At 37.4% G+C, this 21323-nt stretch carries 19 protein-coding genes and 1 pseudogene; all 20 read left to right on the top strand.

What is annotated here, in order from left to right; genetic code table 11:
• Positions 1-24 precede the first annotated feature (24 nt).
• Positions 25-1287: a glycosyltransferase family 4 protein gene (locus FK178_RS08475; RefSeq protein ID WP_146833513.1), complete on the top strand. Its 1263-nt coding sequence runs from the start codon at positions 25-27 to the stop codon at positions 1285-1287.
• Positions 1287-2177, top strand: a complete 891-nt coding sequence (locus FK178_RS08470) for a glycosyltransferase family 2 protein (RefSeq protein WP_146833510.1) — start codon at positions 1287-1289, stop codon at positions 2175-2177. The genes FK178_RS08475 and FK178_RS08470 overlap by 1 nt, the downstream gene beginning before the upstream one ends.
• A gap of 68 nt (positions 2178-2245) precedes the next feature.
• Complete coding sequence (locus FK178_RS08465) at positions 2246-3247, top strand: N-acetylneuraminate synthase family protein (protein WP_146833507.1); 1002 nt, start codon at positions 2246-2248, stop codon at positions 3245-3247.
• A gap of 76 nt (positions 3248-3323) precedes the next feature.
• Positions 3324-3968, top strand: a complete 645-nt coding sequence (locus FK178_RS08460) for a hypothetical protein (protein WP_146833504.1) — start codon at positions 3324-3326, stop codon at positions 3966-3968.
• Positions 3965-5121: pseudogene (gene neuC, locus FK178_RS15920) on the top strand (UDP-N-acetylglucosamine 2-epimerase). The gene FK178_RS08460 and the pseudogene neuC overlap by 4 nt, the downstream one beginning before the upstream one ends.
• Positions 5121-5816, top strand: a complete 696-nt coding sequence (locus tag FK178_RS08450) for an acylneuraminate cytidylyltransferase family protein (protein ID WP_146833501.1) — start codon at positions 5121-5123, stop codon at positions 5814-5816. The pseudogene neuC and the gene FK178_RS08450 overlap by 1 nt, the downstream one beginning before the upstream one ends.
• Positions 5813-6781, top strand: coding sequence for an NAD(P)-dependent oxidoreductase (locus FK178_RS08445; protein WP_168194577.1), 969 nt, complete (start codon positions 5813-5815; stop codon positions 6779-6781). The genes FK178_RS08450 and FK178_RS08445 overlap by 4 nt, the downstream gene beginning before the upstream one ends.
• 123 nt (positions 6782-6904) lie before the next feature.
• Positions 6905-8308, top strand: a complete 1404-nt coding sequence (locus FK178_RS08440; RefSeq protein WP_146833495.1) for a hypothetical protein — start codon at positions 6905-6907, stop codon at positions 8306-8308.
• Positions 8305-9381 (top strand): glycosyltransferase family 4 protein, encoded by a 1077-nt coding sequence (locus FK178_RS08435; RefSeq protein ID WP_146833492.1) that lies wholly within the window; start codon positions 8305-8307, stop codon positions 9379-9381. Before FK178_RS08440 ends, FK178_RS08435 begins: the two co-directional genes overlap by 4 nt.
• Positions 9372-10514, top strand: a complete 1143-nt coding sequence (locus FK178_RS08430) for a glycosyltransferase family 4 protein (RefSeq protein ID WP_146833489.1) — start codon at positions 9372-9374, stop codon at positions 10512-10514. Before FK178_RS08435 ends, FK178_RS08430 begins: the two co-directional genes overlap by 10 nt.
• Before the next feature lie 86 nt (positions 10515-10600).
• The gene (locus FK178_RS08425; protein ID WP_146833486.1) at positions 10601-12148 is read left to right on the top strand and encodes a glycosyltransferase family 2 protein; all 1548 of its coding nucleotides are present in this window, start codon (positions 10601-10603) and stop codon (positions 12146-12148) included.
• 78 nt (positions 12149-12226) lie between these two features.
• Positions 12227-13222 (top strand): glycosyltransferase family 2 protein, encoded by a 996-nt coding sequence (locus FK178_RS08420; RefSeq protein ID WP_146833483.1) that lies wholly within the window; start codon positions 12227-12229, stop codon positions 13220-13222.
• Positions 13223-13378: 156 nt separating this feature from the next.
• Positions 13379-14455 carry a glycosyltransferase family 4 protein gene (locus tag FK178_RS08415; protein ID WP_146833480.1) on the top strand — a complete coding sequence of 359 codons (1077 nt, stop codon included), beginning with the start codon at positions 13379-13381 and terminating at the stop codon, positions 14453-14455.
• Entirely contained in the window at positions 14452-15375 is a 924-nt protein-coding gene (locus FK178_RS08410) for an FkbM family methyltransferase (protein WP_146833477.1), read from the top strand. The genes FK178_RS08415 and FK178_RS08410 overlap by 4 nt, the downstream gene beginning before the upstream one ends.
• Positions 15376-15425: 50 nt before the next feature.
• A complete protein-coding gene (locus tag FK178_RS08405; RefSeq protein ID WP_146833474.1) occupies positions 15426-16421 on the top strand; it encodes a glycosyltransferase in 996 nt (331 codons plus the stop codon).
• Positions 16418-16855 carry a glycosyltransferase gene (locus FK178_RS08400; protein ID WP_146833471.1) on the top strand — a complete coding sequence of 146 codons (438 nt, stop codon included), beginning with the start codon at positions 16418-16420 and terminating at the stop codon, positions 16853-16855. Before FK178_RS08405 ends, FK178_RS08400 begins: the two co-directional genes overlap by 4 nt.
• On the top strand, positions 16852-17922 hold the full coding sequence (locus FK178_RS08395) for a glycosyltransferase (RefSeq protein ID WP_146833468.1): 1071 nt from the start codon (positions 16852-16854) through the stop codon (positions 17920-17922). The genes FK178_RS08400 and FK178_RS08395 overlap by 4 nt, the downstream gene beginning before the upstream one ends.
• A 219-nt stretch (positions 17923-18141) precedes the next feature.
• Positions 18142-19332 carry an O-antigen ligase family protein gene (locus FK178_RS08390; RefSeq protein ID WP_146833465.1) on the top strand — a complete coding sequence of 397 codons (1191 nt, stop codon included), beginning with the start codon at positions 18142-18144 and terminating at the stop codon, positions 19330-19332.
• Entirely contained in the window at positions 19289-20302 is a 1014-nt protein-coding gene (locus FK178_RS08385; protein ID WP_146833463.1) for a glycosyltransferase family 4 protein, read from the top strand. The genes FK178_RS08390 and FK178_RS08385 overlap by 44 nt, the downstream gene beginning before the upstream one ends.
• Positions 20302-21315, top strand: coding sequence for a glycosyltransferase family 4 protein (locus tag FK178_RS08380; RefSeq protein ID WP_146833460.1), 1014 nt, complete (start codon positions 20302-20304; stop codon positions 21313-21315). Before FK178_RS08385 ends, FK178_RS08380 begins: the two co-directional genes overlap by 1 nt.
• Positions 21316-21323: the final 8 nt, after the last annotated feature.

Raw genomic sequence — 21323 nt, 5'->3', positions numbered from 1 at the left:
ATCTTTACCTAAACATCTCTATTTTTGAAGTCCTCGAATAAAAAAAGAATTTTAGTAGTAGCAGAATCTATAGATGCTGAAGACAGTAGCGGGTCCAAAGCCAATGTTGCCTTAATATGGAATTTATATAAAGCAGGGTTTGAAGTTCTGGTTTATCATTACACCAGAAGAACGATTCACCTTGAGGATATTCCGTGTATTTCCATTAAAGAAAACAGAAATAGTTCACTTTTTTTGCTGAGCCGGATCCAAAGGAAATTACAACACACTTTTAAGATAAATCTGGCAAAACATCTGGAACCAATTTTCGGGTTTTCCTTTACTTTTTTAAATGACTCTAAAAGTATAGCAGCGGCATTAAAGAAGGAAATTGATTTTCAGCCGGACATAATCCTTACGTTAAGTAAAGGAGCAAGTTTTCGCCCTCATCACGCCTTTTTGCAGTTGCCTGAATTTCACCAAAAATGGATGGCTTATATTCACGATCCTTATCCTTTTCACTATTATCCGGAACCTTATGAGTGGTCTGAACCAGGCTATCAGCAAAAAATTAAATTTTTTAAAGAGGTTGCGGCCAAATGCAAATGGGTGGGATACCCATCTTTCTTATTGGCAGAGTGGATGGAAGAACATTATGAGGATTTCAAAAACAAAAGGGTGATCATCCCGCACCAGTTAAATAGGAAAAGAAAGCATTCGGTTGTTTTACCCCGCTGGTTTGATCCGGAAAGGTTCAATATATTACACGCGGGCAATTTAATGAAGCAAAGAAATCCATTCCCATTATTAAATGCTTTTAAAAAATTTCTTTCAAAAAATCCCCAGGCAAATGCAGAAGCTCGTTTATTATTGGTAGGAAGCGCTTCATATCATCTCCCCGATTTAAAAAAAATGGCGCATAAAATAGATCAATTATTTGTAAGTGACGGATATGTGGCCTATGACGAGGTTATGAAGCTGCAGGAGGTGGCTTCTGTAAATATTATTTTGGAATCTGTTGCTGTAATAAGTCCATTCCTGCCTGGAAAGTTCCCGCATTGCATAGCGGCCAATAAACCAATTCTATATCTTGGACCCGAAAAAAGTGAAGGAAAACGTTTATTAGGTGAGGACTATCCTTATCGGGCAGAAGCTGATGATACGGAAAGAATTTCTGAGATTATTGAATTACTTTATAAAGAGTGGAAAACGAGTTCAGAACCATCAATAATGAATTGGGAAGACCTTAAGTATTATCTTTCGAAAGATCATTTAAAAAATGAACTCCATAAAATCCTTCAGCAATAATGGAAGCTTCGATTCTCATAGTATCCAGAAACAGAAAAAGAGAACTTGAAAAAACCTTAGGCATTCTGGAATGCTACATCAATAAAGATTGTCATGAAATAAGGGTGTTTTTAGATGGTTGCTCAGATGGATCGGAAGAGTTAGAAAAACAATTCCCAAGTGTATACTGGTACAATTCAAAAATGGTTTTAGGAGCCTCTGTAGCAAGGAGTATTTTATATGAAAAGGCCATTGGGAAGTTCCTGTTTGGGTTTGATGATGATGCTCATCCGCTTCAAAGGGATTTTATCAAAATGACATCAGATTTATTTAAAAAAAATAAAAACCTCGGAATAATTTCTTTCAGAGAAATAAAAGGAGTTTTTAAAAATGATGAGGAAATTCCCGAGGATATGCTAACCGAAAGGGAAGACTATTTCAGCAATGAATTTTTGGGTTGTGGCTTCGCCATGAAAAAGCAAGTATACGATAAGACCCGTGGATTTCCGGTTTGGATTGATATTTATGGGGAGGAAGTCTGCCTCGCTTGGGAAACCCTTATTAAAGGATATTCTATAATGATTTCAAACCACATAATGGTTAACCATAGGGTGGACCAACAGAAAAGAAAAACATCAGGAGCTGGCTACTTCCGGTTTGGAAAGCAATTAAAAAACACCACGTTTTTTTATCTGGTCTATTATCCTTTCCCTCTGTTAATCAAAAAAATATTAAGGTTATGGTATCATAATTTTAGTAAATATGCTCTTAGAGATAGAAAATTCTTAAAAGAGTATTTCTTAGCCTTGGGACAAACAGCAGGTAATTTTAAGAGGATATTGAAATTTAGACGGCCTGTTACTAAAAAGGAACTTTTAAAAATAAAAACACTGAAGAATCCCGGATATTAATTCTACACAATATTAAGGTGCAGCCGGAAAGAATATTATCTTGTAATCAAAATCACAAATTAAAATTTATGTACCTAATTGCAGAAATAGGCCAAGCCCACGAAGGGAGCATCGGTATCGCTTTAGCGTATATCGATTCCCTCGCTCAAACTGGTGTAGATGCGGTTAAATTTCAAGTACATATCGCAGAAGCTGAAAGCAGCATCCACGAGCCGTTTCGGGTTAAATTCTCCTATCAGGATAAAAGCAGATTTGATTATTGGAAGAGAATGGAATTTTCTTTAGATCAATGGAAGCTTTTAAAAGCCAGGTGTGAAGAAAAAGGAGTGGAATTTTTGGCTTCTCCTTTTAGTAACGCGGCGGTAGATCTTTTGGAAGAGGTTGGGGTGAAAAGATATAAAATAGGATCAGGGGAAGTCACTAATTTTCTGCTTCTTGAGAAAATTGCCAAAACAGGAAAGCCTATTATTCTTTCTTCTGGAATGAGTTCCTTTTTGGAACTGGATAAAACTGTAAATTTCCTCAAAGAAAAGAACGCTGTATTTTCCATTTTACAGTGTACCACCGCTTACCCTACGCTTCCTGAAAATTATGGATTGAATGTGATAAATGAATTAAAAGAGCGATATAATGTGACGGTGGGATATTCCGACCATTCTGCAAAGATTGAAACCTGTATCGCTGCCACAGCTCAGGGGGCTGAGATCCTGGAATTCCATGCTATTTTTGACCGCAGGAGTTTTGGGCCGGATGCTACTTCTTCATTAGAAATTGACGAGATTAACCAGCTGGTAAAGGCGGTTAGAAATATTAGTTATTCCCTTAAACATCCTGTTAATAAGAGCGATAATTCCAAGTTTACTGCACTTAAAAATATTTTTGAAAAATCCCTGGCGGTGAACAAAGATCTAACGTTAGGACACCAACTATCTTTTGATGATTTGGAAACAAAAAAACCTAAAGGTTATGGGATAGCAGCTTATAAATTTGGAGAAGTTATCGGAAAGACTCTTAAAAAGGAATTAAGTCAGTGGGAATTTCTTACAGAAAAGGATATTAATAAGGATTAGAAAATCCTACTATATCGAGAAGCTTTAAAGGTGTTTTTTTTAATTTTAGGCTTCGCTACAAAAGAAGCAATAAAATATGGACTTAAAAGTTTATACCCATCAGGAATACAAACGTTATTGTTTGGCGGAGGGGAGTCAGCACATTGTAAGTGAATTTGCCTTATTTCAAATTTTAAAACTTATTCAGAAATATAATATAAAGAAAATTCTTGAAGTAGGGGTGGGTATAGGTACAATTTCAGGAAGTATATTGATGTATTCCCGGTTGGAAGATTTATCCTTAAAGGTATCTGGAACGGAAGCAAATTCATTTTGTTTAAATCAAATACCCCAAAACCTAAATGGTGATTACAATCAAATGAATTTATACCGGGATGTAAGAGATCTTCCAAATGAAGAGGAATATGAACTTGTAATAATTGATGGAGGGGAAAATAACCTTTTGGAGATTAAAAGAAAATTAGTGCGGTGTGGAATTGTTGTAATTGAAGGTGATAGAGCAGACCAGGTAGAGCTTGTTAGAAAAATTTTCCCCCGATCCAGATATGTACAATTAATATCTCTCGAACGAAATGGAGAATATTCTGTGAAAAATACTGATGATTATCAGGGAGGGCTTAAAGTGATATTTACAGATCCTACTATTCGTCACCATTTTCACTGGCTGAAGTTAAAAATAATAACAAAATTAGATTTCTATAATAGAAAAATCTCTAAATGATAAAACGGAAAATCTGCGTAGTAGTAACGGCTAGGCCATCTTATAGTAGGATAAAAACTGCTCTAACGGCTATTCAAGATCATCCGCATCTTGAGTTACAACTGGTTATTGCCGGTTCTGCATTGCTCGATCGTTATGGAAATGCGGTGGATTTTATTGAAAAAGATGGGTTTCCAATAGCTGCAAAGGTCTTCATGGTTTTGGAAGGAGAGAATCCAACCACCATGGCTAAGACTACCGGTTTAGGAGTAATGGAGCTAACCAATGTTCTTTATAACCTGAAACCGGATGCAGTGATCACAATTGCAGATAGATTTGAAACCATAGCGACTTCGATTGCCGCCGCTTTTCAAAACATTCCGCTGGTACATATTCAGGGTGGGGAAGTTACAGGAAGTATAGATGAAAAAGTGCGTCACGCCAATACCAAACTGGCAGATCTACATCTGGTTAGTTCTGAAGATGCACGGGAGAGGGTAATCAAGCTTGGAGAAAATCCTGAAAAAGTAATTAATACAGGCTGTCCTTCAATTGACCTTGCAAAGCAGATATCTGAATACCCATTTCTCAATTTCGATCCCATTGAAAAGTATGGGGGGTAGGAGCAAAACTAAACTGGGAGGAAGGTTATATTGTGGTAATGCAACATCCAGTGACTACAGAATATGCAGAATCCAAAAAACAGATACTACAAACTTTAAAGGCTGTCCAAGAACTGGGTTATCCTGCTTTCTGGTTTTGGCCAAATGTTGACGCGGGCTCTGATGGTACTTCCAATGGTATTCGCGCGTTTCGGGAGCTGGAACAGCCAAAGAATATGCACTTCTTTAAAAATATGGAGCCTGAAGATTTTCTTAAGTTGCTTAAGAACTCCAAAGCTCTTGTTGGGAATTCCAGTGTTGGATTAAGAGAATGTGCATATTTGGGAGTTCCCGTAGTAAATATTGGCAATCGCCAGTTTAGAAGGAATCGGTCTGCCAATGTAGTAAATGTAGACTATATTCAGCAGGAGATTTATGATGCTACATCACAAGCTATTGCAAGGGTGCACTCTGAACCTGACTTCCTTTATGGAAATGGCAATGCAGGTAGAAAAATGGCCGCAATACTTGCTGAAACAGAATTGTCATTTTCCAAAACCATTACTTACTAATGAGGATTCTTGGAATTATTCCCGCACGGGGAGGAAGTAAAGGAGTACCCGGGAAAAATATTATGGACATTGCGGGAAAACCTCTTATTTCCTATGCTATTGAAGCGGGTAGAAATTCTTCCTCCCTTGCAAAAATTATAGTAAGTACCGAAGATAAAACAATTGCGAAAATAGCTAGGGGAAGTGGCTGTGACGTCTTACTTCGTTCAAAGGAATTAGCTTTGGATAACTCCAATGTTGTAGAGGCTGTACTGGAAGTGCTTCTCCAACTTGAAAAAGAAAATAATAATTTTGATGCTGTGATGTTGCTGCAGCCAACAGCTCCTTTACGCACTGGCATTGATATAGATAATGCGATTGAACTTTTAAAAGAAAATCCGGTAGATGCAATTATAAGTATGGTACCAGTAGGGGACAATCACCCTGCGAGGATGTATGAAGTTAAGGAAGGGAAGATGACAAGCCTGATGCCACAATTTGAAACAGAAAGTAGGCAGAAACTGCCGCCATTGTACATACGGAACGGCTGTATTTATCTCATAAAAACAGCTGTGCTTAAACGGGAGCGAAGTTTTATGCCGACCTCTAAAATGGCATATATAATGGATCCCAAATGGGCTGTTAATATAGATACAACTCTGGATGTCGTAATTTTAAAAAGTGTAATAGCTGAATGGAAGGACCAGGCCAAATGAAAATTTTAATAACCGAACCATTAGACTTTTCTAATGAAAATCTTAAACTCCTCAAGGAAGTTGCGGAAGTTAAAATCGGCCCTTTTACAAGAATGGAACTTATAAAGGAGATTGAGGATATGGAAGTTTTAATTCTTCGGCTTAATCATTTTATTGATAGGGAGGTTTTCCTAAAAGCTGATAATTTGCAGTATATCCTGACACCTACCACCGGGTTAAACCATATCGATCTGGAAGAAGCAGCAGCAAGAAACATAGAAATAATTTCCCTTATAGGTGAAACAGAGTTTTTAGCGACAATTCCTTCTACTGGAGAACATACGTGGGCGCTTTTGCTCTCTTTACTTAGAAAGATCCCCCAGGGATTTGATCACGTGAAGAAAGGTGGTTGGGAAAGAGATCAATTTAAAGCCCACAATCTTTGCCACTATACCCTGGGTTTATTAGGTTTTGGCAGGGTAGGAAAACAAATTGCTGAATATGCAAAAGTTTTTAAAATGCCCTTTGTTTTTTACGACATTAACCCTGAATTACGAGACCATCCTAATGCTTGTAACTCCCTTGAGGAATTACTTAAAAAGATTGATATTCTTTCCATACACATTCCTTTAAATGACCAAAATTCTCAATTCTTAAATGGATCAAATCTAACACACCTAAAACGGGGAACATATATTGTTAATACATCCCGGGGGGAATTAATTGATGAAGATTATATTGCAGAAGCATTAAAAGCTAAAGAATTAGGTGGATATGCAACAGATGTGCTTGCGAACGAGATTATAAGGGAAAAAAGAAAGGAAAATCCATTAATGAAAATAGCAGCTACTGTTGATAATTTAATAATTACTCCTCATATTGCCGGTGCAACGTATGAATCCATGTGGAAGACCGAGGAATTTGTAATTCGCAAATGGCTTAAGAATCTCGATACATCAAATAACACTTGGCCAAAAATGAGATAGCCTGCTTAATGAGAATAGCAACTCAATTTTAAATATGAAATGAGCATAACAGAAACCCGATGCAAATACCTATGAAGATATGCGAATTACATATGACTAATAAAAAACAATGATTATCTACATATGAAAAATACTTTGGGGGTAGTTATTGTTGACGGGGTAGGATTTCGCAATTTTATCCTTAGTAATTTTATTAATGAAAGTTTAGATATTTTTGATCAAATAATCATTTTTTCTGGCTTGCCTGCATCTGCCTACATTGGTATAGAAAATTCCAATATTCGAATTGTAGAATTACCGGTATTCCGGGAATTGGGAAAAACCTGGTTCTGGCGAAAAATGAAAGAAGTGGCTCATATGCAAAAGCATAAAGATAATTTTGCCGGCATAAGCTATAACCTTGAAAAGAACAGACCCACCACTAATTCGAAACGGGCTTATTTAACCCGTTTGATCTTTAATTTAACTACTTTTTTTAATTCAGAGGGATGGATCAACTATTCATATAAAAAACAAATTACCTCTATGAAACAACTTCCGGAGGTAAAAAAATACCGGGAGTTGCTGGAAAATAATAAATGTAATATATTATTCTTTACACATCAACGCCCGCCATATTTAGCTCCCTTGGATGATGCTGCTAAAGCTTTGAATATTAAAACCTGCTCGTTTATCTTCAGCTGGGATAATCTGGCTTCCAAAGGTAGAATGGCTGCACCATTTGATTCATTTTTAGTATGGAGTGACCTGATGAAAAACGAATTAAATTATTTCTATCCTGCTACAAAAAGCCTTGCGGTAGAAGTTGTGGGTACACCCCAGTTTGAGCCTTATGTTCTTGAAAGATATAAATTAGGTGTGGAGGAATTTAATCAAAGATTCGAAATTAACCCTTTGAAGAAAACGATTTGTTATAGTTGTGGGGATGTATCTACCAGTAAGAATGACGGGCTTTATATTGAAGCCATTGCTGAAGCGGTTAAGATTAAGGAAATAGAAGATGTTAACTTCATAGTGAGAACTTCTCCTGCAGAAGATGGAAGTAGATTTGATGTTATCAGGAAAGAATATCCTTTTATTACCTGGAACTTTCCAAAATGGGAACTTACGAGGGATGGACATCCGGAACCTTGGTCTCAAAGGGTACCTTCCCCCGGAGATATCGAAGATCTTCGTATGATACTTAATTTTTGTGATCTTGGGATCAATATGTGCTCTACGATGAGCCTCGATTTTATGCTTTTTGACAAACCGGTTATAAATACTGTTTTTGGAAATGTTGAAAATGGTCTTTATAATGATCAAAAGTATTTAAGTTATAGCCATTATGAGCGGGTGGTTAAAGGTGGTGCAGTAGCAGTCGTTAAAAACCGGCAAGAACTGTTAAAAGAGATTAATTTTAGTCTGCAAAACCCCACAGCAAGATTAGCAGAACAAAAGAATTTAATAAAACTTCAGGTGGGAAAACCGTTGGAAGGAACCAGCAAGAGGATAACGCTTGTATTAAAAAAAATAGCTACTGCATGATTGGAACCAAATACATAGCGGTTATTTGCAATTATGTGTTGAAACCTGAGAGAATTGGCGGGATGGATCGGTTTTTTGTGGCATATGATAGTGCCTGCAAAGAAAGAGGGTTGCGGGTGGACTGGTTTTTCAGCCACTGTAAACCTCATTCTTTTTATGAGAATTTAAATGTATTTGCTTCTGAAAATACATCTGCAATAGAGCAATTTTTCAATCAGGATATTACTTCCAAAAGATATGATATTGTAATCACCCATTTTGTAGAATTATGCACCCCTATGTTTAGGAAAATTAAAACAGCCCACCACTCTTATATTATCGCTATAGATCATAATCCAAGACCAATACAGGGATTTCCTTTAAAAAAGAGAATAAAGAACAGAATAAAAGGGAGGTTGTACGGCAGGAATATAGATTGCTTTGGAGGGGTATCCCAATATACGGTTGACCATATTTTGATGGACTATGGGAAACAAATTGCAGGAAAAACTCACCTGGTTTATAACGGAATAGATACTTCGATTTACAAAAAGAGGACAGAGGAGAATTTTGGAAGAATGATCGTGGCTTCACATTTACGGGAATCTAAAGGAATACAGGATCTGATAGAGGCCGTAAATTTACTTTCCGCACAACTTAAAAACATGCTAAAAATTGATATTTTTGGAGAGGGTCCAAGCGAAAAAGTTCTTAAGGCCAAAGTTGCTGACTACAACCTGGAGCAGCAAATAGTTTTTAATGGCAGTTCTTCAAAATTACCTGAGTTGTTACAGGGGTATTCATTTCTTCTGCAACCCACCTATATGGAGTGTTTCAGTTTATCTATCCTTGAAAGTCTTGCCGCCAATGTCCCGGTGATTACAACTCCGGTGGGTGGAAATCCCGAGATAATCATTAATGGGTATCATGGCTTTTTATTTAAAGCGGGTGACATCCGGGAACTCGCCTCCATTCTTGAAAAGGTTTTGGAGAAGGACTTAATAATTGGAAAGGATGTTAGCACTAAGATAGTGAGGGAATTTTCACTTGAAAAAATGGTACAGGGGCATCTAAAATTACTGCCATGCACATAGCATTTCTCACTCCGGAATTTCCTCATTTAAAATCTACCCCCTCCGGAGGATTAGGAACCAGCATTAAAAATCTTGCCATCTCTCTGGTGGAAAAAAACATCAAAGTGAGCATTTTTATTTATGGCCAGGAACAGGATCTTAAATTGGAAGAAAATGGAATTTCATTTCATTTCATCAAACAGAAAAAATATAAGTTCCTGGGTTGGTACTCTTATAGAAAATTCCTTCAGCAATACCTTAGTAAGGAGATAAAAGAGAAAAACATTGATTTAATTGAAGCTCCGGACTGGACAGGTATCACTGCATTTATAAATCTTAATTGCCCCGTCATAATCCGAATGCATGGTTCAGATGCCTACTTCTGTCATCTTGAGGGAAGGAAGCAAAAATGGAAAAATCATTTTTTTGAAAAGCAGGCAATAAAAAGAGCTAATGCCCTCGTATCTGTCAGTAATTTTACCGCGGTTCAAACAAAGAAAATATTTAAATTACATAAACCAATTACTGTTATACCAAATAGCCTCGATTTATCTCTATTTCCTCCTTCAAATAAAGTCTCAGACAAAAACCGGCTCCTTTATTTCGGGACTATTATTAGAAAAAAAGGAGTGCTTGAACTGGCTGGTATTTTTAATCAGGTAATTATAAAAAAGCCCGAAGCACAACTTTTCCTGATAGGGAAAGACGTGGTAGATATATTAAAAAAACAATCCACTCTTGAACTCTTTAAGGCAAAACTTATCCCAGAAGCAAGAAAGCAAATAAAATATTTTAGGGAAGTGAGTTATTTGGAAATAAAAGAACATTTGGCTGAGACAACAGTAGTTGTTTTACCAAGTTTTGCGGAGGCCTTACCAATGACCTGGCTGGAGGCAATGGCAATGGAAAAAGCAATGGTCACCTCCAACATAGGCTGGGCAAATGAATTAATGATCGATGGGGAAACAGGCTATACAGAAAACCCGAAAGATCATAAAGCTTATGCAAGAAAAATATGCGTTTTTCTCAATGATGCAAAATTAGCCCGACAAATGGGCAAGAAGGCAAGACAGCAGGTTTTTTCCAAATTTTCTACAAAAAAAGTGGTACACCAGAATATCCGGTTTTATGAAATGGTGATATTAGGAATTTAATTAGAAGGTGAAAGTTGTTTCCGGCCTTTATTTACCATACATATAAAACATTATAAAAAATATTTACTTTTGCTCAAATTCTTTCTTTGAAGATACTTATTCATTATAAAGCTAAATATCCCATAAAGGTTATTTCTTCAGATCCTGAAGAAATAAAATTAGTTAGCACAACCTGTACCGGTGCATTATGGGAGCTTGCAGAAAAGTTTCCTGAAGAATTGATCGGGTGGTGCGAGCAAGATATAGTGGGCAACTTATTTTTAGAAAACTGGAAAAAAGTTTTTCACCATGATTTTGTAATGGCCTCTTTTCCTGTCAAAAATTCTTTCCTTCCAGAAAGCATTGGTTATGTAGATACAATGCCATTCATCAATATTACTAAAAATGTTTCTTATGGAACATGGTTAATGAGTAGCGATGTTGGAGGTTTAAGAGGCGCTGTATTACAAAGATTTTTTCCGTTGCTAAAAAATGAGAAAAATCTTGGTTATTTGCTAAATTCGATTGCTAAAATAGGGCAGCAAAACGGATTATTTTGTTATAGCGAGCCGGAATTAGTGAAGTCTTCTCAAAATAATTATAACTCGGGAATAGCAAGTAAAAGGGACTTATTCCGGTTTGTTTATCAACATTATACTTTTTCCCGGGTGGCTGTATTACTCCTTTGTTTTTTGATTTATGAGAAATCTTTTCCATTTCTATCATATGTAAGAAGTTTCTTTAACACCAAACATTATCGAAAGGCCATCGATCTCTCTGGTGACATTAATGTTTCAAAAAAAAAAATTGGAGAATCCGAAACTATAGATGTAATTATACCAACAATGGGACGATCTTCTTATATCTATGATGTGCTCAAAGATTTTTCCGCTCAAACACACCTTCCAAAAAGAATAATAATAATAGAACAAAATCCTGACCCAAGTTCTTTTTCAGATCTTGATTTTATCAAGACTGAAATTTGGCCTTTTGAAATTGTACACCATTTCATACATCGTACTGGGGCTTGTAACGCCAGAAATATAGCCCTGGAAATAGTTCAATCGGATTATGTCTTTTTTGCAGATGATGATATACGCTTAGGTAAAAATCTTCTGGAGAATATTTTTACCGAAATAAAAAAGTATAGTATTTGTGCTTTAAATCTGAACTGCAGGCAACCGGGAGAACAAACAACTTTCGGAAAAATCAAACAATGGGGGAGTTTTGGATCAGGTACGACTGTCGTAAAATCTAATTTCGCCAAAAGATGTAAATTTATAGCTGCTTTTGAACATGGTCATGGAGAAGATGCCGATTTTGGAAAACAACTAAGAGATATCGGTTGCGATATTATCTACCATCCTGAGCTTGAACTTTTACATTTAAAAGCGCCTATCGGTGGTTTTCGGCAAAAACCCGAATTGGAGTGGGAGAAGGAAAAGCCTCTGCCAAAGCCTTCTCCTACAGTTATGGTGTATGCTATTAGAAATTATACCCGGGAACAAATGAGAGGGTACCAAGTTTCTTTGTATATCAAATTTTATTCCCGGCAGGGAATTAAGAATCCTATTTCTTATATATCCTCGATGAGAAAAAAATGGAGGAAAAGTGCTGATTGGGCGAAAAAGCTTATGAAGGAAAAAGGAGGCTAAATACAATTGCCTGGTTTTACCCGCATCTCCCTGTCTTTACATTCTTTATAATGATCATCAAACATATATATTATTCGAATGAGATTTAGTTTAATCATTTGCACCTACCACCGACCGGAGGCTTTAAAGATATTACTAGAATCTGTAAAGCGCCAAACGGTCCTGCCTCACCAAATTTTGATCATAGACGGTTCAAGAGATTACCATACAAAATCCATTATTGAGAGGGGGTTCATTGGGAATATGAAATATTACAAAGTGGAAGAAGAAAATCGCGGTCTCACTCGCCAACGAAATTTCGGAGTGGAGAAACTCAACGAAGATATTGAAGTGGTTTTCTTTTTGGATGATGATACCATATTATTTCCTGATTATTTTGAACAAATTCTGAAAACTTACCGAGAATTCCCTTACGCTCTTGGAGTTTCAGGTTATATCGTTAATGAACAAAATTGGACTGAGATCCGAAAAAACACTATGAAATCAAATAAGGATTTTATTTTCGATGGGTGGACTCGGAAAGAAGGCTCTAGATTTATACTTCGAAAGAAATTTGGATTATCTCCCAATGTTCCTCCTGGATTTATGCCAGACTTCTCTCATGGTTATTCCTCCGGCTTTTTACCCCCATCAGGTAAGCCCTATGAGGTTGAAATGCTGATGGGAGGAATTGCTAGTTATAAAAAAGAGGTTTTTGAAAAATTGAACTTTTCCTCATATTTTGAGGGTTACGGGCTCTACGAAGATGCAGATTTCTCCTTGAGGGTTTCCAAAATGGGAAAGCTTTATGTCAATACAGGTGCTAAAGTGGAGCATCACCACGCTGTAGCAGGGAGGCCAAATAAATTTATTTATGGAAAAATGGTGGTAAGGAATGGTTGGTACGTATGGCGTTTGAAAAATCCTCGTCCATCTCTTCTAGCAAAAATTAAATGGAATGCTACTTCATTTTTACTTACTTTGGTGCGGTTCTCCAATGTTTTCAATACTAAAGAAAGAGTAGAAGCCTTTACTGAAGCTGTAGGACGGACTATGGGGTGGTTTAGTTTAATGTTCAATAAACCGAAGGTTTAAGATTAACCTGGCTACCGTAAATTAATTAACATTGGTAAATGAAAAAGCTGAAATTGTAGTAAATCACTTTTCATTCCTTAGGGAAAGTAAAATGATTTTTCCGAAAGTGGAATTTTGATATCATAAATGAAATTCAATTATTAAAATAGCCCAATCTTGAGAACAATATTTCTTTCGTTTACAATTGCAGAATCTTCAGTGTCTGATTATTTCAGTGAATTATCGAACCGTTTAGCGGCAGAGTTCCAGGTTATCATTATTACAGACGGAAAAAAAGTTAGGCCTGAAGGAATTTCTTCAAAAATTAAGATTTTTAAATGGCCTTCAAAAAGACCAACAAATTGGAGTGATTTAAGGTTTTTAATCCAGATGGTTAAAAGATACCGACCTGAAATAATGTTATCGGTTTTTGGATCAGTTAATATGTTTCTTATCGTAGGTTTCCTGCTAGGGGTAAAAACAAGAATAGCCTGGAGCCGTACTATTTCAGCTCAATTTGCATCCAAAAAAAGTTTGCAAATGCGTAAAAAATATGTTTATAAGTTAGCCACCCACATATTCGCCAATTCTAAAGCTACAAAATTAGATTTAGTGCAAAATTTTGGAGTGCCGGAGATTAAAATTGAAGTCGTCTATAATGCAGTGAAACAGCCTTTAGATAGAACCAATAATATTATTAAAAATAAAATTGTTTATGTTGGCAGAATGCATCCATCTAAAGGAGTTTTGACCTTACTTCAAGCTATGCCGTTGGTCATTTCTAAATTTCCGGATGTTAATCTTGTGCTTGTAGGTGGAGAGTTGGAAGGAAAGGAAATAAAAGATCTGAAGGCAAAGGCAGAAGTCCTTGAAATTGGGAAAAGCATATCTTTCTTGGGTAATCGACCTAAAATATGTGTTCTTGAGGAATTTTCTGAAGCCTATTGTACCGTTGTGCCATCGCTGGTGGAAGCCTTTGGGTTTGTTGTTATTGAAAGCTTTTCAGTTAAAACACCTGTCGTGGGGTCGAACACCTCTGGGATTGCGGAGATTGTAAGAGACGGCAAGGACGGTTTTCTGTTTGAGCCAGGAAATTCGGAAGATTTAGCTTTCAATTTAATAAAATTGCTTGGAAATCCAGAATTGCGTAAAAACTTTAGTGAAGGGTGCTATCAACGGTTCTTAGAGGAATTTGAAATAAAAAAATCAACACAGAAATTAGTCCTTAAAATATCCGATTTAGCAAGTGTATGAAAAATAGCAGGTTAAAAACGGTACGGTGGATTTGCAAATTTTTACCCCCCATTGTTGCTCAACAGGTAAGAAAAAAGTTAATTAGTAATCAAGAGGCAGAGGAAATGGCAATGGATTTTGAAAGAAGATCTTTTACGGGAGGGGTCTTTCGAAGCAATACCAAAGATTTCCATGCCTTTAAATTTTTTGTTCACGGTTATTTTGATTGGAGGAATATAGTTTTGGCTAAAAGTGTTCTAAAAGTTAAAAAAGGGGACTTTATAGAAGTGGGTGCTAATATAGGCACCGAAACCATTTCCCTCGCGAAGATAAATCAATTCAATATGGTCCACGCTTTTGAGCCTGTTCCCCAAAATTTCGAAGCTTTAAAACAAATTAAAAAGGACAATAATTTTAATAATCTTCATTTGTATAACTGCCTTGTTTCTGATTATTCTGGAATTGCAAATTTCAAATTTCCTCCTGAAAATAGATCGGGGTCTGGCTTTATAACAAATCATCAAGAAAATAATACAAAAGAAATAAAAGTTATAACCTTAGATCAGGAATTTTCTACTATATCATCTTGTGCTTTAATAATAACAGATGTAGAAGGATTTGATTATAACGTATTGAAGGGTGGGTTAAATCTGATTAATAAACATAAGCCTTTTTTAATAATAGAAGCAAATAAGAATTTATTGGAAAAAAGAGCAAAAATATCAGTTACTCAGTTATATGAGAAATTAATAGAAATGCAATATGAAGTATATTACATTCAAAAATTAGGGATAAAAGAAGTAGTGCCATCTGAATTTGTTAATCAACCAAATAAAAATTGGTTTTGTATTCCTAAGCAATATTCTGGTTCGAAGAACAAATTCTCTCAGACCATTTTTTTAAATGCAATCAATCCTTTTTATAATTATATAATAATTTAATAGATCTTCATTTTTTGCCTCTATAATAGGAATATCCAAATAACTAAATAATGTCATTTTCTATATTTACTCATGTGCTACATACTATCGAGAAGGAAAAATTCGTGGCATATGCGCCTTACATAAGAGAGATGAATATTTGGTTAAAGCATGTAGGAAAGGTAGAGATAGTTGCGCCACTAAAAAAGTGTTCAACAATCGAAGTAAATGGGGGTGAATATTATCAGCATCAGAAACTGGTTTTTTCTGCAATACCTTCCGTCCACCTTTTGACCTTTAAATCAATTTCAAGTTCTTTTTGGAAATTACCTTTAATATTTTTAAAAGTATTTAATTCAATGCTGCGAGCCGAACATGTGCATCTCCGCTGTCCCGGGAATATAGGATTAATTGGATGTTTATTACAAATCTTTTTTCCGCACAAACCAAAGACCGCAAAATACGCCGGCAACTGGGATCCGGAAGCAAAACAGCCCTGGTCCTATAAACTACAGAAATGGATATTAAGCAATACAATTTTAACCCGCAATATGACGGTTCTGGTGTATGGGAAATGGCCGAATCAAACAAAAAATATTCTGCCATTTTTCACCGCTTCTTTTAAAGAAAGCGAAAAAGAAGTAGTCATAAAAGATTTTAAGTCGCCATATAAATTTCTGTTTGTCGGCGGTTTGGTAATAGGAAAGCAACCTTCATTTGCCATAAAACTAGTTGAAGCTTTAAATAATAGAAGCATTCCGGCAGAAATACATATATACGGGGACGGGCCACTAAAAAATGATTTGGAAAAGGTAGCTAAAAATAAGGATTATATCCATCTTCATGGAAATCAGCCGCTTGATGTTTTAAAACAGCATTATAAAGATGCACACTTTCTTATCCTTGCCTCAAAAAGCGAAGGCTGGCCCAAAGCGGTTGCAGAGGCTATGTTCTTTGGGTGTATCCCGATCGCGACAGCGGTGAGTTGTGTACCTTGGATGCTAGCAGCCCCCCCGCCCCCAAAGGGGGAGGCAAAAATGTCACCATTACTAAAAGGGGGATTTTGATTCCGGAGGTAAAAGTGGAAAGAGGAAAGTGGAAAGAGGATAGTCAGGACGGGTTAGGAGGAGTGGAAAGTGGACTTCTCGATACATTTCAGAAAAACCGTCAGTTTGAGTGTTTACCCGATTCTCCGGAAGGAGAACGGGGAAATGTATCGAGAACCGGGTTTTCTGAAACACCTGCCTACCGGCAAGGCAGGCTCGAAGTGACGTCTGGTAAAAATGAGAGTCAGTACATGTTAGAAGAAACGGTCCAAAAGATAATTGAACTTCTTAAAGATCCGGAAGAGATGAGGCGTATGTCAATGGAAGCGCAGGAGTGGTCACAACAATATACCTTAGAAAAGTTTGAAAATGCAATAAAAGAAATTTTAAAGAGCGATAAGGTTTCGAATAATAAAAGTTCCTCTTCCTTCGGGAGAGGCGGGGTAGAGGGATGAGAGTACTGCAACTAATAGACAGTTTAAGGCCGGGCGGGGCAGAGAAGATGGCAGTGAATATTGCCAATGCTTTGGTGCCGCACGTGGAGGGATCTTTTTTGTGTTGTACGAGGCAGGAGGGGATGTTAAAGGATGAGTTGAAGCCGGAAGTGGGATATCTATACTTGAATAAGAAATCCAGTCTGGATCCTAATGCAATTTTGAAGCTTAGAAAATATATCAGGAAAAATAAAATTGTTATTGTCCACGCCCACAGCACTTCCTTTTTCCTGGCAGGACTCCTGAAATTATCGGGATGCAAATTCAAACTTATCTGGCATGACCATTACGGTGAAAACGAAAATCAGGAAGCAAGGGAATATAAGGTTTTAAAAAGGTTTTCAGTATTATTCGCAGGGATCATTTCTGTGAATACAAGTCTGAAAGAATGGGCAAATAAAAACCTGGATTGTAAGAAGGTTATTGAGATCAAGAATTTTATTCCTGAACCTGATCCAACGCCTACCGCTAAAATTACCCTAAGGGGAAATGCTGATGATTTTAAGATCATTTGTGTAGCGAATATCAGGCCTCAAAAAGACCATTTAAATTTGCTTAGAGCCTTTGAGATGCTGAAGCCGGCTCTTGGGATAACTTTGCATCTTGTTGGGGAAGATCCCGGGACTGCATATTCCAAATCTGTTTTTAAAGTAATTGAAAATTCACCCTTGAAAGAAAAAATCTTTTATTATGGAACTCAACAGAAAATAATATCTTTATTGGAACAAGCTGATCTTGGTGTATTATCTTCACGTTCTGAGGGCTTACCCTTAGCTCTACTTGAATATGGTATGGCCGGTTTACCGGTTATTTGCACAAGCGTGGGAAAATGTAAAAATATAATATCAAACCGAGGATTAGTTATCCCTTCAAAAGATTCTTCTGCATTAGCAATCGGAATAAGAATATATACGGAAGATAATAACCTGTGCAAAAAAAACGGTCTCTTATTGCAAAATTATGTGAGTAATAATTATTCGGCAGAAATTGTTATAACTCAGGTAATCCAGATGTATAAATTTGTTTAATATGGAGTGGATAATAACGAAAGAATGAATCTTTAAAAAAATCTTACTTAAATTAAAAATTTAGATTTCATATCGTACTTACGGTTGCTCGGGATACATGTCCTTATGGGCCTTATTGTTTATCTGTACAGACCTTCGGCTCAATATCTTTTACTTGGTGTTTTAGCATTTTTTCTTTTCATTGTTCTCTCAAGAAATAATAAGAATAATGAAGCCTTAATGGCAGCAGCTTATATTGCCGGGGCAGAAGTTTTTTTTAGAATGAATGGGAGTATGGTTTTTTACGAAACCGGGAAATATGCCGTTATATTTTTTTTAATTATTGGAATGTTTTTCAAAGGCACATCTACTAAAACAGTGCCCTATTGGATTTATTTGCTGATTCTTATTCCGGGAATTATTGTGGCCTCTTTTACCCTGGATTATGATGTGGTGTTTCGAAAAGCAATAGCATTCAATCTAAGTGGTCCTGTAAGTCTGGGTGTGTCTGCACTTTATTGTTATTATAAGAAAATAACAGCGGTTCAATTCAATTATATTCTGATGATGTTGTTGATGCCGCTTATAACCACAATGGCTTATCTCTATTTTTATACCCCTAGTATAGGTGAAGTCTTAATGTCGGGTACAAATTCAAATTATGCCGCTTCCGGTGGTTATGGTCCTAACCAAATTTCAACAATTATGGGTTTAGGAGCATTCATTCTCTGCACACGTTTATTTGTAATTAAAGATTCTGCAATTAATGTGGTTGATTTTGTCTTGATGGGTCTAATGGGGTATCGAGCCATTGTAACATTCTCCAGAGGGGGGGTAATAACCGCTATAATTTGCATTCTTGTTTTTCTTCTATTTTATTATATTAAGCAATCCCGCCAAGAAAGAAAGAAATTGTTTGTAAAGTTCACTTTATTATTTGCTGCCATTTGTTTCATATGGATATATACAGCAACAAAGACTCAAGGTTTAATTACATATCGTTATACCAACAAAAATGCTGCCGGGCAATTGGAAACAGATATAACTACCGGGAGAGCGGAACTTATAGTAACGGAACTTCAAGGGTTCTATAACAATCCCGTAATGGGTATTGGGGTTGGTAAAGGTAAAAAGTTTAGAAGTGAGGAGGCCGGTCGGGATACCGCTTCTCATAATGAAATTAGTCGTCTTTTATCTGAACACGGATTATTGGGTATAGTAGCAGTTCTTATTCTTATATTTGTCCCTATTATCTTTTGGGCAAAATTTAAAAACAACTATTATTTCCTGGCTTTTGTGGCGTTCTGGTTTTTGACCGTTAACCACTCTGCCATGAGAATTGCATTGCCGGGTTTAGTTTATGGGCTTGCTTTATTATATATCGTAGATGAGAAAAAGGATCCTGTATATAGGAAACGACTTAGCAATTGACAGCTTTACGGCTACCTATATTTCCTTTTTCAGCAAGGTGCTTAAAAAGGAGGGGTACCGTGTGCGCAAAGCTTCCAACAAGAATAACAAAGCCCTGCGGCTTATTGAAATGCTGGGCCTTATTGCCAAACATCATGAAAAGACAGATGTGGTGATCATTGACACCTATGGTGCGATGAACTTCTACTACGCCTACCTGGTGGCAAAGGCCTGCCAGATCTATAAGCTGGATTATATCCCTATCCTGCACGGCGGGAACCTGCCGGAAAGGTTGAGCGATAACCGCTTCCTGAGCAAAAGCCTTTTTGGAAAAGCGAAAATGAACGTGGCCCCTTCTTTATTCCTTTACAACATCTTTAAAGAAGCCGGCTTTGACAATATCCAGATCATTCCCAACTCCATTGAGCTTAAAAAATACCCATTTAAGGACCGGCAGGTTTTTCAGCCAAAACTACTGTGGGTGCGCAGGTTCCAGGGCAGGTATAACCCCATGCTAGCGGTAAAAGTGCTGGAAGAGTTATTACCTGAATATCCGCAGGCTGAGCTGTGTATGGTAGGCCCCGAAAAGGATGGTACTATGCAAAAATGCCGCGCCTACGCCGCCAAACACAACCTACCCGTGAAATTCCCCGGTAAACTTAAAAAAAGGGAATGGGCCGGGCTCTCTGTAGATTATGACATTTTCCTGAATACCACCAATATTGACAATACCCCAATAAGCGTGATTGAATCTATGGCACTTGGATTGCCCGTGGTTTCTACCAACGTGGGCGGGATGCATTTTTTAATTGAAGATAATAAGGATGGGCTCCTGGTGCCTGCAAAAGATGCAGAGGCAATGACCGCAGCGGTGAAACAACTGCTGGAGGACCCGGCGAAGGCAAAGGAGATAGCCCTGCAGGCTCATAAAAAGGTGGAAAATTTTGATTGGGAGGTGGTGAAAGAAAAGTGGAACCAATTACTGGAGTAATGGGTAAAACTGTTTTATATATAGGCAACAAACTCTCCACTTCCAAAAACAACCCCACCACCCACAGCAGCCTGGAGGAGGGATTAAAAGGGGAGGGGTTTAAGGTGATCTCGGCTTCGGCCCTAAAAAATAAGTTCCTGCGCCTGTCCCATATGCTGCAGGTATTTTTTGCCAATTACCGCAGGGCAGACTATATCCTAATTGATGTTTATAGCACCCAGAATTTCTGGTATGCCGTTTTACTTGGCCGGCTTTCGCATTCTTTTTCTAAAAAATATATCCCCATCCTGCACGGGGGAGACCTTAAGAACCGCTTCCGGCAAACGCCGGGTGCCACCTCAAAACTTTTGGGGAATGCCCATCGTATCATTTCCCCTTCGGTCTACCTGAAAACGGAAGTTGAAAATCTGGGCTTTTCGCACGTTCAATATATTCCAAATCCCCTTCGGCTAAATAAATACCAATTTAAAAAAAGGGAGAACTTTGAACCCAAACTTCTATGGGTACGGGCCTTTGACGAGATCTATAATCCGCTGCTGGCCTTAAAAACCTTTCGGCTTCTGCTGAAAATTTATCCTGAAGCCGAATTGTGTATGGTAGGCCCCTATAAGGACGGAAGTCTTGCTGCAGCCACAAAATATGTAAAAAAGCACAGCCTTCCCGTAAAGTTCACGGGAAAACTGAAGAAGAAGGAATGGCTGAAACTTTCGGCAGTCTATGATATCTTTATTAATTCCAGCAGTATTGACAACACCCCGGTGAGCGTTATTGAAGCTATGGCCCTGGGACTGCCCGTCATTTCTACCAATGTTGGTGGCATCCCGTTTTTGATCGAGGATGGCCGCACGGGATTGCTGGTTGCCCCCAATGACCCGGAAGCTATGGCCAAAAAGATCCTTTCCCTGGTGGAAGACCCCGAAAAAGGCCGGTTTCTTGCTGAAAACGGGAGAGCGAAAACCGCCGAATTTGACTGGGAAATTATAAAAATTGAATGGAGTAAAGTTCTCACCTGAATTTTTTT

This window comes from Antarcticibacterium arcticum (assembly GCF_007993795.1).
GTDB lineage: Bacteria > Bacteroidota > Bacteroidia > Flavobacteriales > Flavobacteriaceae > Gillisia > Gillisia arctica.
This window is presented reverse-complemented; position numbering and strand designations above follow the sequence as displayed.

Bases quoted from the DNA above. Each gene is read 5' to 3' on its own strand.
- FK178_RS08465 (WP_146833507.1), top strand. From the start codon at position 2,246: ATGTACCTAATTGCAGAAATAGGCCAAGCCCACGAAGGGAGCATCGGT.
- FK178_RS08410 (WP_146833477.1), top strand. From the start codon at position 14,452: ATGAAAAATAGCAGGTTAAAAACGGTACGGTGGATTTGCAAATTTTTA.
- FK178_RS08390 (WP_146833465.1), top strand. From the start codon at position 18,142: ATGGCAGCAGCTTATATTGCCGGGGCAGAAGTTTTTTTTAGAATGAAT.
- FK178_RS08440 (WP_146833495.1), top strand. From the start codon at position 6,905: ATGAAAAATACTTTGGGGGTAGTTATTGTTGACGGGGTAGGATTTCGC.
- FK178_RS08395 (WP_146833468.1), top strand. From the start codon at position 16,852: ATGAGAGTACTGCAACTAATAGACAGTTTAAGGCCGGGCGGGGCAGAG.
- FK178_RS08470 (WP_146833510.1), top strand. From the start codon at position 1,287: ATGGAAGCTTCGATTCTCATAGTATCCAGAAACAGAAAAAGAGAACTT.
- FK178_RS08435 (WP_146833492.1), top strand. From the start codon at position 8,305: ATGATTGGAACCAAATACATAGCGGTTATTTGCAATTATGTGTTGAAA.
- FK178_RS08430 (WP_146833489.1), top strand. From the start codon at position 9,372: ATGCACATAGCATTTCTCACTCCGGAATTTCCTCATTTAAAATCTACC.
- FK178_RS08385 (WP_146833463.1), top strand. From the start codon at position 19,289: ATGAGAAAAAGGATCCTGTATATAGGAAACGACTTAGCAATTGACAGC.
- FK178_RS08450 (WP_146833501.1), top strand. From the start codon at position 5,121: ATGAGGATTCTTGGAATTATTCCCGCACGGGGAGGAAGTAAAGGAGTA.
- FK178_RS08380 (WP_146833460.1), top strand. From the start codon at position 20,302: ATGGGTAAAACTGTTTTATATATAGGCAACAAACTCTCCACTTCCAAA.
- FK178_RS08445 (WP_168194577.1), top strand. From the start codon at position 5,813: ATGAAAATTTTAATAACCGAACCATTAGACTTTTCTAATGAAAATCTT.
- FK178_RS08460 (WP_146833504.1), top strand. From the start codon at position 3,324: ATGGACTTAAAAGTTTATACCCATCAGGAATACAAACGTTATTGTTTG.
- FK178_RS08420 (WP_146833483.1), top strand. From the start codon at position 12,227: ATGAGATTTAGTTTAATCATTTGCACCTACCACCGACCGGAGGCTTTA.
- FK178_RS08405 (WP_146833474.1), top strand. From the start codon at position 15,426: ATGTCATTTTCTATATTTACTCATGTGCTACATACTATCGAGAAGGAA.